Below are 16,567 nucleotides of genomic sequence, written 5' to 3' on the forward strand. Positions count from 1 at the left end.
GCCACCAAGGGTGGTTGCTGGAAATGTTTTGCGATTGGCGGTCTATTCAGGGCGCGAGTAGCGCTTGCCAGTACCATGCCCTTATAGGGCTTAATCAAGCCACCAGCTTAGCTGGTGGTACTTGACTTAGGCTATATTTCAACACTATATTAAAACATAGCCTATTTTTTGATTAGAAACTCTACAGAGTAATTTACCTCAATTGATAACTATATTGTCCATCTTCTTCAACATTGTAAAAATCAGAATAATCTATGTCAAAAATATTTTTATGGATATTGCTTATATTTACTTTATTTTTTATGAGATATCCCAGTACGCCGCAGTAAGATATATCTCCAACTAGAAGTGCACCGTAGATTACTCCATCTTTGTGAACTATTTTTTGATAAACTCCATCTCCTTCTAATGTATCTACAGCATAACTTTCATCTGCTATATTTACATTGCCAAGGGATACGCATGGAAGGTTAAATAAATTCATTGAGTTCTTCATGCCAAAAGTGTCATTTAACTCTCTATTTATACCTACCATGTTGTAAGCAGCAGTCATTCCCTGTTTTACAGCTATAGGCCATATAGGAGCAGTAAAAGTAACATCTCCGGCAGCATATATATTATCTACAGTGGTTTTACAATGTTTATCTATGACAATGCCTTTTTCAACTTTTATCCTGCTGTCTTTTATAAAGCTGACATTTGGTCTAACTCCAGCAGCAACTATTATCATATCGCAATCTATAGTAGTCGAATTTGATAATACTGCTTTACTTACAAAGCCATCTTTATTTAAAACTACTTCTTCCAATTTAACTGAAGTAAAGACATCTATACCTTTTTCTTTTAACAATTTTTCATACATAGTGGATGCAGTTTTGTCAAGTTGAAGGGGGAGAATCCTATCTCCCATTTCTACAACTGAAATCTTTATATTTTTCACCATAAGACCTAAAAGAGCATCAATTCCTACAAGACCTGCACCAAGTATTACTACTCGTTTTGTGCTTTTAAGTTTGTCTTGTATAGCAGTTACATCTTCAAAATTTCTAAGGGAGTACACTCCTTTAGCTTCTCTTAAATTTTTAACTGGGGGAATAAAGGAGGAAGCACCAGAAGCTATAAGGAGTTTGTCAAATTTGAAGCTGCTGTTGTCTTGAAGTAAGACTTTTTTCTTGTCAATATCTATAGTGCTTACATCTGCATCTTTTATCCATTCTATATTATTTTTTTCAAAGAAATCAGAATCTACAAAATTTATAGTCTCTAAATTTCTACTTCCCTCAAGTACCTTGTGGAGCATACATCTTGAATAAACTGCATCATCCTTTGAAATAATAGTTATTTTGGAGGATTTATCTAATTTTCTTAAAGTTTTAGCAGCATTTATTCCAGCAGCGCTGGCTCCTATTATTACATATTTTGTATGAAAAAATATTTTTATTGTTAAACCACTCATAGGAGATCTGCCTCCTTTTCAATATAAATTGCTCCTGTTGGACAATTTTCAACGCATCTAGGTGTATCTCTATCACTACATAGGTCACATTTAACTACTTTGCTTTTGGTCTGAGTATCTGGTTTTAATACTCCGTAAGGACAGGACATGACACACATAAAGCAGCTGGCACATTTATGCTCATCATAGGATACTATGCCGCTTTCAGGGTCTTTAGTCATGGCACCGCTCATACAGGTCATTACACACTCAGGTTCGTCACAGTGACGACAAAATATAGGAAGCTTGTTTCCATTCTCATCTTTAGATATGTGATTTCTACTTTCAAGAAAATTATTGCTGAGATCTAGATCAGAAAAAGATTTTCCATTTTCATTGTGTTCTGCCATACAAGCTAAAGTACAATTTAAGCATCCGGTACATAAATCCTTATTTATCATTATTCTTTTCATAAAGACCACCTTCTAAATTTTAATTAAGACCTAAACTTTTTCTTCTTGCAAGTATAGTTTCTTCTAATTTATCTGCAGCTTTTATTACGTCTTCTTCTATTATAAGCTTACCGCCTGTTAGATTTTCCATATCTTCACATAAAACTTTTGTTACCACTTTGCTTCCACCAATAAAAGGAGATATAGCAAGGTGAAGTGGTAATCCAAGGGCAAGACCAAAACTTCCATCTGCCAATGCTTGCTCTTCAAGCCATTGAGGTGCAGAAAGTACAAGTGGAAGCTGTGGAATATCTATTTTTAGGTATTCTGCTAGTTCTTTTGCTACAATTTCTAATCTTCCAATAGCAAGACATGGACCAAAATTTAGTACAGGTGGTATTCCTAGACTCTTGCATACTTCTTTTAAGCTATCTCCTGCAAGTTCAGCAGCTCCTGGAGACATAAGTCCTACATTTTCAAGGCCACCACTTGAACAACCTGCAGAAAGTACAATTATATTTCTCTTTATAAGTTCTTTTGTAAGCTCTACTGTAAATACATCGTGACCTTTGGCAGTTAAGTTTGAGCAACCTACTATTCCAGCAACACCTTTGATTTTCCCAGCAGCAATTAAGTCTACAAGAGGTTTCCAGCTGCCTCCTAAAAATGATTTTAAGGAACCTTCACTTACACCGGTTATGACGTCATCAAAGCCATGGTTTTTAGGAATATTCATTTTAATTTTAGATCTTCTTCCCTTGTAACTTTCAATAGCTGTATCTATAATATGGCTGCTTATTTTTTCTCTATCTTTAAAGGAATATTCTACGTATTCTGCATTTGATTTTTTACAAACATCATCTGTGCATATCATTTTAACCATGAACTTATCAGCTATTGGTTCGATGCCAGGAAGAGTACAGTTGAATTCAGATACTATTGCATCTATGCCTCCAGTTGCTATTAAGGCTTCACTTGTAAAGTTATTTCCTGCATGACCGGAGAAAACATCAGTGTAGTATTTTCCTCTTAACTGTAAATCCTGTCCTACACAGGTACATCCAACTAGTTTGAATCCTTTAGCACCAACTGCTTGGGCTTTTTTTACAGCTTCAGGTTTTACAAGTTCTTCTTGAAGGTGGGCAATCATGGAGTGCTGGTGGCCTGTTATCATCAAATTTATATAATCCGTATCTACAACTTTAAAACCAACTTTTGCAGGTCTTATAGCAGGTTCACCTAAAATTATGTCATTTAATAAATTTGTAAGGGTAAGTCCATAAATTCCAGTTGATATTCCAAGTTTTAAACAGTTTAGAAGCATATCTATAGGGTCACTGTTTAGATTTGTAGAAGTTTTTACTATACCATCAAAAACTTCTGATTTTGCACCGCCAGGCATTATATTTAGTTTGTTCCAATTCTCTAGTCTAGGTGCATAAGCCAATTTACTTATAACTTCCATTTTTTCGAATTTTGGTTTGTATAAGTCCTTTAACACGGCATCAGCTACTAGTACAGCTTTTTTATGTGGGTCAGATTCTGTTATACCGAGTTTTTCTGCCAGGCTGTTGAGAGCATTCATTCCTTTTATTTCTCCGCCAGTTTCACCTACAGATTTTACGTTTCTAGCTGTATTTTCAACTATATGGATATAACATCCACTGCCGGCAGCGACAGCTCTAAGAAAGTTTCTTGCAACTATGGTATCAGCACTAGCACCACATACTCCTCTTGGAGCTTTAGGTGTTATCCTACAGGGACCGTTTGCACAGAGTCTGCAGCAGACTCCTAGCTGACCAAAACCACATTTAATACTTTGGCTTTCTACCCTATGATGAGAAGTTTCTACACCATCTAGAGAACCTATAAACTTTTCAAGTACCTTATCTGCTGACTTACAAATTTTGTTATTTGACATAATAAAACCTCCAAACTATACTATTTAAGTGTACTATTAAATTATTAAAATTACTGATTAAAACTAAATTCATCCCATGGCTACCATCCGTAACACTGACATTCTCGGAGCTAACGGCTGATATGTCCCTGGATAAGTTCTTCCCCTAAAGGATAACGTATTCTAAGTGCTAAAGACAATAAGAATACTTATACTAAGAATCAAAAACTGCAATAGTTTAATAATATTAATTAATACTATTTATTTACAAGTACAACTAACTAAAGAATAATTGTTATCCAATAACAATAATATAAACCTTTTCGGTTTCCTTGTCAATATAAAATATAAAATAATTCTTATTTGATTGAAAATTATTCTATATTGATATAATAGAAGAATAGATGTATTAAAAATTAAGGAGAAAAACATATGACAAAAGTTTTGTTTAATGAATTAGGTATAAATGAAGGAATAACAGAAGGATTAAAAAGGGAAGGAATTGAATATGCTGCAGAAATACAATATAAAGCCATTCCAGAAGCTCTTTTAGGTAAAGATATAGTAGGAGAATCAGAAACAGGCAGCGGAAAAACTTTAGCTTATATTGTTCCCATATTTCAAAAAATTGATTTTGAAAGTAAGGATGTTCAGGCATATATACTTGCACCTACACATGAACTTGCAATTCAAATACATAATGTAATAAAAAACTTAGCTGACAATTCAGATATTCCAGTTAGGTCTGCAGCTATAATAGGAAATGTAAATATAAAAAGACAGGTGGAAATTTTAAAAAGTGAAAAGCCGCATATAGTAGTGGGTTCTACAGGAAGAATACTTCAACTTATTAAAATGAAAAAATTGAAATCGCATACTATTAGGACCATTGTAGTAGATGAAGCAGATAAACTTTTGGATAAGAATAATATAAACGATGTTAAAGCTATAATAAAAACTACATTGAGGGAGAGACAATTAATGTTTTTTTCAGCTACAATAGATGATAGAACTTTAGATATAGCAAGAGACTTAATGAAAGATTACAAATTTATAAAGGCAGAACAAACAACTTCTATGAATGAAAACATAAAGCATATGTGTTTTATGTGTGAAAGAAGAGATAAAATATTAATTCTAAGAAAACTTGTGCATATATTAAATCCAAAGAGGGCCATTGTATTTGTAAATAAGCCAGATGAAATAGAAATACTTACAGAAAAATTAAAATATCATAAATTAAGAGCAGAAGCTATATATGGAGCTGAAGACAAGAAAGAGCGTAAAAGAGCTTTGGAAAGTTTTAAATTAGGTAAAATTAATTTATTAGTAGCTTCAGATATAGCAGCAAGAGGACTTGATATAGAGGATGTAGATTATGTTTTCAGTTATGATATACCAGAAGATGTCGACAATTATTTACATAGATCAGGGAGAACAGCAAGAGCTGGCAAGGAAGGTACTTCTATATGCATAATCACAAATAAAGAGCAGAAATTATTAAAACAATATGAAAAGGCATTTAATATAAAAATAGATTTAAAAGATATGTACAAAGGAAAAATAATAGAACATAGATAAAAATTGTTTATACACAGGGGGATTGTAATATTGGTTACATTAATTAAAAATACATTAAAAGAATTTGAAAGTCTAGAAAAAGCTATATTTGAAGCTGAAAATACTAAAGAACCTTATTGGATTGACATAAATACGCCACAAGAACATGAGTTTTCAATATTAAAAAAACATTTTCATTTTCATCCTATTACAATTCAAAACTGTATGCAAAAAATTAAAAGATCTAAAATTAATGATTATAATGAATATCATTTTATAACCATTACATCAAGTGGAGACTTAATAAAAGGATTTTTTCCTTATAAAAATATACATATATTTATAAATAAAGACTTTATAATAACGATTCATTATAATGAAAATAAAATAATCAAAAAAATATTTACTGAATTGAAGAAAAAATCAAATGTATGCATTAAAGGCACTGATTTTATACTATATGATATTTTAGATGAAATTGTGGATCAGTATTTTATATTGACGGATAAGTTGGAAAATCATATAGATATTTTGGAGGAAAAAGCAATGCTGAGCCCTGTTCAGCAAACAGCAACTGAAATAATGAAATTGAAAAAAAACATTATGAAGTTAAGGCGTACAGTATCTCCAATTAGGGAATTGTTAAGTACATTATTGAGACATGATGATATAATATCTGAAACTAATAGAATATACTATTCAGATATATATGACCATATTTTGAGAATATATGATTTAATAGAATCAGAACAAGAAATGATAACATCCTGTTTGGAATTGTATTCATCACAGCTTTCAAATTCTATGAACAAGGTAATGAAACTTTTAACCATTATTACTACAATTATGATGCCTCTTACAATAATAACTGGGGTGTATGGAATGAATTTTGAATACATGCCTGAATTACATTACAGGTATGCTTATTTTATAGTTTTATTTGTAATGGCACTTATTACAATATGTGAGGTAATATTCTTTAAGAAAAAAGGTTATTAACTATATTAAAGTTTGCAAAAAATGATCTCAGTGATAAAAAGTCACTGAGATCATTTTTTTTAAATCCTTATAAAATCCTTAAAATTAGTATTTACAATTAACATGAATTGATAAGGGAGGATTTATAAAGATGGAAAGATATATTTTACAAACAAAAAATTTATGTAAAAATTTTAAAGGACAGCTAGCGGCAAATAATATTTCACTTGCAATAAAAGAAAATTCCGTTTATGGATTGCTTGGCCCTAATGGTGCTGGAAAGTCTACTGCATTAAAAATGATTACAGGGATACTTAAGAAAACTTCAGGTGAAATTATTTTTGAAGGACATCCCTGGAGCAGAAAAGATTTAAAGGATATTGGAGCACTAATTGAAGCTCCTCCACTATATGAAAATTTAACTGCAAGGGAAAATCTAAAGGTCAGAACTACACTACTTGGACTTAAGGAATACCGTATTGATGAGGTACTCCAAACTGTTGATTTAACAGACACAGGGAAAAAGCGTGCAGGCCAATTTTCCATGGGTATGAAGCAGAGACTTGGAATTGCAATTGCGCTGCTTAATCACCCTAAACTTTTAATTTTAGATGAACCTACTAATGGACTAGATCCTATTGGTATTCAAGATTTGAGAAATCTTATTCGTTCTTTTCCAGATCAGGGCATAACAGTTATTTTGTCTAGTCACATATTGTCTGAGGTAGAGCTTATTGCAGATCACATTGGAATTATTAGTAATGGAATTTTAGGGTATGAAGCAAAAATCAATCCGGGTGAGGATCTAGAATCACTCTTCATGGAAGTAGTTAAAAAATCTAAAAGGGAAATGAGGTAATTAAAATGAGTTCATATTTGAAGGCAGAGAATTTAAAGTTAAAAAGGACTATGACTAAAAAACTTGTTTTGATTTTTCCAGTTTTTGCGCTATTTTTTGCTTTTTTTCTTTCAGGAGTTTATTTTCAGTTAAACGCATTTAATTGGTGGTATATGCTTATGCTGCCGGGGAGTGTTGCAGTTATCTGTGCACTTGTAAATCAAAAAGAAGAGAAAAAAATTAAATACAGAGCTGTTTTCTCTATGCCTATTGACTTAAAAAAAGTTTGGGTTTCAAAAGTTATTCTTATAGCTGCTTATGTTTTATTTTCTTGCATTCTTTTGGCATTAGGAGTTGGTATATTAGGAAAATATGCTTTACCAAGAATTATTTCGAGGTTTGCTTTAAATTCTATAGTTACTATTCCAGGTATAAATGCAATTACAGCAGCTATTGTTATTGTGATAACGTCACTATGGCAAATTCCACTTTGTCTATTTTTAGCTAAGAAATTTGGATTTTTTGTACCGATTATTTTGAATACTGCAGTAGGTATAGACCTTAATGGAGCAATGGCTGTGAAATCCATCTGGTGGCTGTGTCCTTACAGTTGGACGAGTCGTCTTATGTGCCCTATGCTTGGTATACTTCCAAATGGACAGCTGCCAGTAGGAAAAGATACAATAATGCTTAGACCAGGTGTTATTCCTGTAGGAATTGTATTATCTATTCTACTATTTGCTGTACTACTTACTGTTACATCAAGTTGGTTTAAAAATCAGGAGGTGGTATAAAATGTTGTCATTATTTAGAGCTTTACGGGCTGACTTTCAAAAGTTAAAACATACTCAAATATTTTGGATTCACATTGTAATTCCAATAATAGGTGCATTCTTTTTTCTGTTCTGTTACAATTTATTTAACAAGGTAGAGACTATTGAAAAGCACGTACTTTATTTTGAATTACTTGGCATGGTATTTCCACTTTTAATTGGAATAATTTGCAGTATGGTTGTTTCACAGGAAGAACAAGCAGGTCAATTTCAAGTGCTGCTCGGCAGCACAAAATCGAGAAGTATTTCGTGTTTAAGTAAGCTGATTACCTTGATTTTTATGGGAATGTTTTCTTTATTTTTAGCTCTTGGTATAGTACTTTTGGGATTAAAATTGTTTTTACATGTATCCAATGTTCCTTATTTATTATATTTTCAGGTGTTTGGATGGCTTACTTTTAGTAATATATTTATTTATATATTAAGTTTTTTTGTCAGTTTAAAGTTTGGCAGGGGAGCATCTATTTTTCTAGGAATTGCAGGTATGCTCATTGCTGCGCTAATGATTACAGGACTGGGAGATAGATGCTGGATGTATCTTCCCTGGGCATGGGGTGTAAGGTTTTGTGATTTTGCTGTTTTGAATTTTATGTCTGCAGCTATGCATAAAGAAATTCCTTATCTTTTATATAGTATTCGAAAAGCATCGTACATTACAGGTGCATATACTTTGGCAATGTTGATGCTGCAACTTTTATGGTTTGAGTTTTGGGAAGGACGTAAATGTGATGAATAATATTTTTGAGAGGACAGAGGACAATTGATAGAGGACAGTGAAGGAGGATTTTTCTCCGCTGCACTACGAAAAATCTTTAATTTAAAAGAAATTCATGTTCTTTTGTTTCTCAGGAGTGCTCTCTAAGTAAATAATTATATAAAAGCCATAAATTTTAGATGTTTGCTTAAGCGATGTTTTGCATTAGCAAAACAAACCTAAAAAATAAATTAGTTTTCTGACATAAGGAAGAAAACTTACCTTCACTGTCCTATGTCTTCTGTCAATTGTCCTCTAAAAAGTGCTTCGCAAAGTTTTTATAGTAAGTCAAAATTTTGCATGTTAGAAAGTTGATTTCTTAACTAATTTAAGGGGGATAGCTGTATGGCCAAAATTCTTGTAATAGATGATGAAGAGGACATTTTAGTACTTGTAAAAAATGTTCTTGCGAAAGATGGACATGTTGTTACAATTGTCAATAATCCAAAAAAAATTCTGCTTAATGAGTATGCAAAATATGATCTTATTTTATTGGATGTTATGATGCCGGATATAGATGGTTTTGAATTATGTGAGAAAATTCGTGATATAGTAGACTGTCCAATTTTGTTTTTAACTGCTAAAACTATGGAAGATGACGTAATGTTTGGACTTGGAATAGGTGGTGATGATTATATAAAAAAACCTTTTAGTACAGGAGAACTTCGTGCTAGGGTAAATGCCCACTTGAGGAGAGAGAAAAGAGAAAAACACAATATGATTTCTATCTCTGGTATGAAATTCAATTTGGCAAGTAAAGAAATTATTGTAGAAGATAAAAAAGTGCCTATGACAAAAAGTGAATATGCTATTTGTGAATTTCTTGTACGCAGCAAGGGACAGGTATTTACAAAAGAGCAAATTTATGAAGCTGTATACGGATATGAAAGGGAAAGTGACAGTTCAGGCATTGCAGAACACATAAAAAACATAAGAGCAAAGCTTGCTGTTTCTGATTTATATCCAATTAAAACGGTTTGGGGGATTGGCTATAAATGGGAATAACTAAAAAAGTACCTACTATTAGAAGAATTTTTTTTAGATATTTATTAACGTTGATTATATCATTTATTGTTTTTTTTGCATTAGATTTTGAGATATTTCTTTTACTTATAAAGTTTAACATATTTTTGCCTGCAAATTACAGTGAAGGTTTAGCTGCAGCTTCAAAATCTCAAATTCAATCAGCACAAAATGTTACAAAAAGTATTATTCCTAAAGGATGTAAATTTGTTGTTTTTGATAAAAGCTATAAAGTAGTTAAAACAGATTTAAATTCTAAAGATTTAGATGAAGCAAAAAGGTATGCAAGGGGAGAGGGATATAATAACCATTGGGCAACGAAACAGTATTATATTATACAAAGAAAAGATGGTTTATGCATACTTCAGTATTATATTATAATGAGATATAGTTCTGACTTTTTAAATGATAATTTACCTAATCCTCAAGGAATGGAAGTTTTAATGCTTATTTTTTTATCTATTACTCTTATTTTTATAATTTCAACAATTTATGCACGAAAGCTAAAAAAACAGTTAAATCCTTTACTTGAAGTATCAGAAAAAATCAAGGAACAGGATTTGGACTTTGAGATAACTCATTCAGGGATAAAAGAATTTGACAGCGTTTTATTGTCACTATCAGATATGAAAGAAGAATTAAAAAAATCCTTAAAAAGGCAGTGGCATATTGAACAGGATAAAAGAAAGCAAATTTCAGCTCTTGCCCATGATATAAAAACACCACTAGCGGTTATTAAGGGCAATTCAGAATTATTAATAGATTCACCTTTAAATGAAGAACAGAAGGAATATACAGCATTTATTCATAAAAATTCTAATCAAATTGAGAAATATATAAAAACACTTATTGAATTATCTAGAGCAGAAGAAGGCTTTTGCATACAGCCAAGTAAAGTGAATACAGGGAAGTTTGTAGAAAATATTCATAATCAATTAAATGCACTCGCATGTACAAAAAAGTTACAGGTTGAATTTGAGGAAGAGTGTTTGCCACAAGAAATTATAATTGATCAAAGTTTACTATACAGGGCAATTATGAATGTTGTTTCTAATGGCGTGGATTACTCACCAGATAATAGTAAAATCTATTTTAAAGTGGCAGGTTTTCAGGATAACATATGCTTTACCGTTACTGATAGTGGTAAAGGTTTTTCAAATAGAGACATTAAATTTGCTGCAGCACAATTTTATATGGGTGATAACAGCAGAACGTCTAAAACACATTATGGCATGGGATTATTTATTGCCTATTCTATACTAAAACAACATAAAGGAGAGATGTATATAGGAAATTCACCTATTACAGGAGGAGGGCAAGTCATTCTTCAGATTCCAATAGAATGAAATTTATATGATATTTTTTAAAAATAAATTTGCATAATTTAAATATTACTTATATAATAATTTTGAAGTTAAATACCTTCTTTTTCGAGAAGGTTTTTTTTCGTAAATATGATGGAAATGTAGAATTATTAATTATTAATATAAATATTTGAAAGGGGAAATTTTATGGAGGGCAAAGAAAGAAATGTCTATGATGTAAACTCCTTAACTTCATTGGAGAAACTTGAACCAGTACGTGTTAGACCGGGAATGTACATAGGTTCAACTGGCAGTAAAGGTCTCCATCATTGCATATGGGAGCTTTTGGACAATGCTATAGATGAAATTTCCAATGGATTTGGAGATAGGGCATATGTTACCTTAAACAAGGATGGCAGCGTGTCAGTGCAGGATAACGGAAGAGGAATACCTACTGGAATCCATCCTGTAAAGAAAAAAAATGGAGTGGAAATGGTGTTTACCGAACTTCATACAGGGGGAAAATTCAATAATTCAGTGTACAAGACTTCAGGAGGTCTTCATGGTGTAGGGGCAGCAGTAGTGAATGCTCTGTCTACCTGGATGGAAGTAGAAGTCAAGCAAAATGGACATATATATAAGCAGAGGTTTGAATATGCCTATGATAAATTACTAAAGAAAAATATGCCAGGTACACCAGTAACAGCTATTAAAGTAATAGGAGATACAAGTGATACTGGTACAAAAGTAACCTTTATGCCTGACAACAAAGTATTTTCTACAACTGATTTTAAAATTGATGTAATAGATGAAAGGTTAAAAGAGTTGGCCTTTCAAAATAAAGGTATAACTTTAAAATTAATTGATAATACTGGAGAAGAAAGTATAGAAAGGGAGTACCATTCGGAAAGGGGACTTCTAGATTTTATAGATTATTTAAATGAGAGTAAAACACCTATTCATAAGAATCCAATATTATTTGAAGGAGAGAGAAAGATAAATGATTTAAGTATGTATGGAGAGGTGTGCATGCAGTTTACGGATTCTACTACCTATCATATAGCAAGTTATGTAAATAATATTCCTACTACAGAATCAGGAACCCATGAAAGTGGATTTAAAACAGGTATGACAAGGGCTTTTAAAGAGTGGGCTAAAAAATTAAATTTACTGAAAGAAAAGGATAAAGAATTTGAAGGGGACGACTTAAGAGAAGGGATGACAGCTATAGTTAAGATAAAAATAACTAATCCTATATTTGAAGGTCAGACCAAGACAAAGCTTGGAAATACGGAAGCCTATACTATGATGAATGATCTTGCCTATACAAAGCTTTCAGAGTGGATAGAAGATAATAAAGAGATAGCATCTGCTATAATAAATAATGCTCTCCATGCTGCAGCAAGAAGAGAGAAGATAAAAAAGATAAATGATGCTGAAAAGAAAAAGATAGGTAAAGGTGCGGCTCCTCTTGCAGGAAAAGTTGCCGTATGCACATTAAAGGATTCTTCAAAATGTGAATTTATAGTAGTTGAAGGTGATTCCGCCGGAGGCTCTGCAAAACAGGCCAGGGATAGAAGATTCCAGACTATAATGCCTTCTAAGGGTAAAATTATGAATACGGAAAAGCAGAAGCTTGAAAATGTCCTTGGAAGTGAAGAACTTAAGATATTTAATACTGCTATAGGTACCGGAATACTTGAAAATTATAATGAAAGTGATTTAAGGTATGATAAAATTATAATTTTAAGTGATGCAGATGTAGATGGATATCATATAAGGTCCCTTTGGATGACTTATATATATAGATATATGAGACAGCTTATTTCAAATGGTCACCTTTATATAGCACTGCCGCCTCTTTATAAAGTATATAAGCAGAATAAAGGCAAAGAGGTAATTAAGTATGCTTATAGTGATGAGACACTGCCAGATGCAAAAAAGAAAATAGGAAAAGGTGTGCTTGTACAGAGATACAAAGGACTTGGTGAAATGAATCCAGACCAGCTTTGGGAAACTACTTTAAATCCTGAAACGAGAACACTGCAGCAAATAACTATAGATGATGCTGCTAAAGCTGAAAAGATGGTATCACTTTTAATGGGAGATGTAGTTGCACCTAGGAAAAAATATATGTATAAATATGCACAATTTTAGATAATGCACAATTCGAAGTTAATGAAATTCTATTAGATAACCTATAGTCTAAAGTGAAAGAATCGGAGGAAATGGATTTGGTTAAGAACACAGTAATTCCAAAAGATAACAATATAATAAAAATTCCTATAGAAGAAGCTATGCCGGACAATTATCTTCCTTATGCAGTAGAAGTGGCAAAGGACAGGGCACTTCCTGATGTCAGAGATGGGTTAAAACCTGTGCATAGAAGGATAATATATGGTTCATATATGTTAAAGGCGTTTCCAGACAAACCGTACTATAAATCTGCAAGGATAGTAGGAGACATCCTTGGAAAATACCATCCTCATGGAGATACTTCCGTATATGACGCCATGGTAATATTAGCCCAGGATTTTACAACTAGGATGCCAATTATAGATGGTCATGGAAATTGGGGAAGTCAGGATGGAGATAGTGCAGCTGCCATGCGTTATACAGAAGCAAGACTTACACCAATTGCTATGGAGATGATAAGAGATATAGAAAAAGGTGTAGTAAATATGGTGGATAATTATTCTGGATCTGAAAAGGAACCGGAAGTTCTTCCAGCAAGATATCCTAACTTACTTGTAAATGGAGCTTTTGGAATAGCCGTAGGTCTTGCCACTAACATACCTCCACATAATTTAAGAGAAGTAATAGATGCGACTGTAGCATATATTGATAATAGAGATATAACTGTAGAAGAACTTATGAATTACATAAAAGGACCGGATTTACCTACAGGAGGAATAATTATAGGTAAAAAATCTATGATTTCAGCCTATGAAACAGGAGAAGGAAAAGTTACACTAAGGGCCAAGACTTCCATAGAAAAATTGGACAGCGGAAGACTTGGAATAGTTATTACAGAGTTCCCTTATAGAAGGAGTAAGGCAAAATTACTTCAGGTAATTTCTGAAATGACTGCAGACAAAAGGTATGCGAGGGCACTAGAGCCTATATCAGACATAAGGGATGAATCTGATAGAAGTGGTATAAGAGCAGTAATAGAATTTAAAAAATCTACAGATATGAAATTGGCTCAAAAGATTTTAAAATATTTACTGAAGAAAACGGATCTCCAATGCAATATATCTTTTAACATGGTAGCATTAGGAGATGGAAAGCCAATAACTATGGGGTTAAAACTCATATTGAAATATTATGTGGAATACCAAAAGGAAATAATAACAAAGAGAACTAAAAGGGAATTGGAAGAAGCAAAAAAGAGATTTCATATTGTAGAGGGATTTATAAAAGCTCTAGGCATAATGGATGAAATTATAAAGACTATTAGAAGTTCTAAATCGAAAAAAGATGCTGCTTCAAACCTTATGAAACAGTTTGATTTTACATACCCTCAGGCGGAGGCTATATTGGAGCTTATGCTGTACAGGCTCACTGGACTTGAAATAGAATCTTTTGAAAAAGAACATGAAAAACTTTTGAAAGTTATAAAAAAACTTACTAAAATATTGGAAAGTGAGAAGGAAATTCTTAAAGTTATAAAAAAGGAACTTATTGAAGTTGGAGAAAAGTATGGGGACGATAGAAGAACTGCTATTGTTGAAGAAGATGAAAAGGCAAAAATAGACGTAGATGAAATTATAATTGATGAAGATATAGTTATCACTATGTCAAAGGAGGGATACATAAAGAGGACCTCTTTAAAAAGTTATAATCGCTCTAGTGGAAAAGTTGAAGATATAGAATATAGAGAAGGAGATTTCAACCAGTACTTTATAAATTCCAGCACAAGAGATACCCTTATGTTCTTTACAGATTCCGGTGATATGTACAGGATTAGAGGAATGGATATCCCTGATTTTAAGTGGAAGGAAAAAGGCGAAAAGCTGGATAATTTAATAAAGGGAATTAATTTAGAAGAAAATCATATAACTGCAGTATACAGTATAAAAGATTTTAATTTGCAAAAGGATTTTGTATTTTTTACTAGCATTGGTGGAATAAAAAGAACAGGAATTGAGTCATTTATTACAAATTATACAAAGCTTATGGCATTGAAATTAAAAAGTGGGGAAAAACTTATAGGGGTAGAACTTGTTGATAGAAGTGCAAAAGTAGAATTTATAAAAGTAGAAACTAAATCCGGACTTGAGTTTACGGTAAGAAGTCCAGAACTTAATTTAGAAGATAGGAATATAGTTACTACACCACTTGTTACATTACAAGGAGAAGATTTTGCGTTAAAGATGGATTTTTCAACAGCACCAGAATATAAAAAGTTTTATATAAACATAAATAAGGCTGGGATAATTAAAGTTTTAAATTCAGGAAAATCTTCTAAAAGTGTGTTTACCAATTCTTCAAGTTACATATTGATATTTACATTAGATGGAGAAGTTTTTTCTATACCTGCTTTTATGATTCAGAACGTAGATAATAGTGGTATAGATATTAAGGTACTTATAAACAATATAGATGTAGGTAATATACTAAAGATAATTTCTGTGGAAAATTTTGATTGTGGATATGTATACTTTTTTACCCAATATGGTATGGTAAAAAAGACGGCATTAATGGAATTTAAACAGGCTGCTGGATGTTCTATTGCTTATAAATTTAAGGATAAAAAAGATTCTCTTGTAAATGTAGAATACAGTGACAAGGAAGAAATAGAAATATTTTTAATAACTGAAAGAGGAATGGGAATAAAGTTTAAAGCAAATACCGTAAATACTATGGGAAAATTAGCTGCAGGTGTTACAGCTATAAGTTTGAAGGAAGATGATAAGGTATCATATTGTTTTCTCATAGATGGTAATGATAATAAAGATCGTAAGCTAAACCTAATTTCTGAAAAGGGAAACAAAGAGCAGATAAATTTAAAAGATGTAGTTCTTCAAAATAGAGCAGGAAGGGGCAAAAGCATTATGCTCATAGTTATGGATGATAAAGTTAAAAAAGTTTATTAAGTACTCAACTTTCGCACATGAAATTAAGTTAATATAAAAAAATTGCGTCGCAATATTTTTGAGAGGACAGAGGACAATTGACAGAGGACAGTGAAGGAGGATTTTTCTCCGCTGCACTACGAAAAATCTTTAATTAAATTTTTAATGGCTCATTTCGCTAAAGCGAAATATCGCTGACTTATATAAATTTTAAGCTTTTTGCATTAGCAAAACAAGCTTAAAAAAATAAATTAGTTTTCTGACATAAGGAAGAAAACTTACCTTCACTGTCCTATGTCCTCTAAAAAGTGCTTTGCAAAATTTTTAAAATGCGAAATTTAAAGAGAGTCATACTTTAAAAGAACTAATAACATAACTGGTTCTTTTAAAGTATGGCTCTTTTCTGTGAGTT

The 16,567-nt window shown here is 32.1% G+C and carries 12 protein-coding genes; 9 read left to right on the forward strand and 3 right to left on the reverse strand.

What is annotated here, in order from left to right; all coding sequences use genetic code 11:
• Nucleotides 1–193 precede the first annotated feature (193 nt).
• Genes WY13_RS16820 through cooS form a run of 3 tightly spaced genes read right to left on the reverse strand, consistent with a single transcriptional unit; the run spans nucleotide 194 to nucleotide 3,808 of the window.
• Nucleotides 194–1,456 carry an NAD(P)/FAD-dependent oxidoreductase gene (locus tag WY13_RS16820; protein ID WP_063556746.1) on the reverse strand — a complete coding sequence of 421 codons (1,263 nt, stop codon included), beginning with the start codon at nucleotides 1,454–1,456 and terminating at the stop codon, nucleotides 194–196.
• Nucleotides 1,453–1,908: a 4Fe-4S dicluster domain-containing protein gene (locus WY13_RS16825; RefSeq protein WP_063556747.1), complete on the reverse strand. Its 456-nt coding sequence runs from the start codon at nucleotides 1,906–1,908 to the stop codon at nucleotides 1,453–1,455. Before WY13_RS16825 ends, WY13_RS16820 begins: the two co-directional genes overlap by 4 nt.
• 19 nt (nucleotides 1,909–1,927) lie before the next feature.
• Entirely contained in the window at nucleotides 1,928–3,808 is a 1,881-nt protein-coding gene (gene cooS, locus WY13_RS16830) for an anaerobic carbon-monoxide dehydrogenase catalytic subunit (protein ID WP_063556748.1), read from the reverse strand.
• A 411-nt stretch (nucleotides 3,809–4,219) separates the two neighbouring features.
• Between cooS and WY13_RS16835 the strand changes: the two genes are divergently transcribed.
• From WY13_RS16835 to WY13_RS16875, 9 genes are all read left to right on the forward strand, one after another.
• Complete coding sequence (locus tag WY13_RS16835) at nucleotides 4,220–5,368, forward strand: DEAD/DEAH box helicase (RefSeq protein ID WP_063556749.1); 1,149 nt, start codon at nucleotides 4,220–4,222, stop codon at nucleotides 5,366–5,368.
• A gap of 30 nt (nucleotides 5,369–5,398) precedes the next feature.
• Nucleotides 5,399–6,346 (forward strand): magnesium/cobalt transporter CorA, encoded by a 948-nt coding sequence (corA, locus tag WY13_RS16840; protein ID WP_063556750.1) that lies wholly within the window; start codon nucleotides 5,399–5,401, stop codon nucleotides 6,344–6,346.
• A gap of 130 nt (nucleotides 6,347–6,476) precedes the next feature.
• A complete protein-coding gene (locus tag WY13_RS16845; protein ID WP_063556751.1) occupies nucleotides 6,477–7,184 on the forward strand; it encodes a lantibiotic protection ABC transporter ATP-binding protein in 708 nt (235 codons plus the stop codon).
• 5 nt (nucleotides 7,185–7,189) lie between these two features.
• Entirely contained in the window at nucleotides 7,190–7,957 is a 768-nt protein-coding gene (locus tag WY13_RS16850; protein WP_063556752.1) for a lantibiotic immunity ABC transporter MutE/EpiE family permease subunit, read from the forward strand.
• Between the two features lies 1 nt (nucleotide 7,958).
• Nucleotides 7,959–8,732 (forward strand): lantibiotic immunity ABC transporter MutG family permease subunit, encoded by a 774-nt coding sequence (locus WY13_RS16855; protein WP_063556753.1) that lies wholly within the window; start codon nucleotides 7,959–7,961, stop codon nucleotides 8,730–8,732.
• A 363-nt stretch (nucleotides 8,733–9,095) separates the two neighbouring features.
• A complete protein-coding gene (locus WY13_RS16860) occupies nucleotides 9,096–9,755 on the forward strand; it encodes a response regulator transcription factor (protein ID WP_063556754.1) in 660 nt (219 codons plus the stop codon).
• Entirely contained in the window at nucleotides 9,746–11,119 is a 1,374-nt protein-coding gene (locus WY13_RS16865) for a sensor histidine kinase (protein WP_063556755.1), read from the forward strand. The genes WY13_RS16860 and WY13_RS16865 overlap by 10 nt, the downstream gene beginning before the upstream one ends.
• 165 nt (nucleotides 11,120–11,284) lie before the next feature.
• A complete protein-coding gene (locus tag WY13_RS16870) occupies nucleotides 11,285–13,234 on the forward strand; it encodes a DNA gyrase/topoisomerase IV subunit B (protein ID WP_063556756.1) in 1,950 nt (649 codons plus the stop codon).
• Between the two features lie 77 nt (nucleotides 13,235–13,311).
• Nucleotides 13,312–16,176, forward strand: a complete 2,865-nt coding sequence (locus tag WY13_RS16875) for a DNA topoisomerase IV subunit A (RefSeq protein ID WP_063556757.1) — start codon at nucleotides 13,312–13,314, stop codon at nucleotides 16,174–16,176.
• Nucleotides 16,177–16,567: the final 391 nt, after the last annotated feature.

The sequence above is a fragment of the Clostridium ljungdahlii genome (assembly GCF_001636845.1).
GTDB classification, from domain to species: Bacteria; Bacillota; Clostridia; order Clostridiales; family Clostridiaceae; genus Clostridium_B; species Clostridium_B ljungdahlii_A.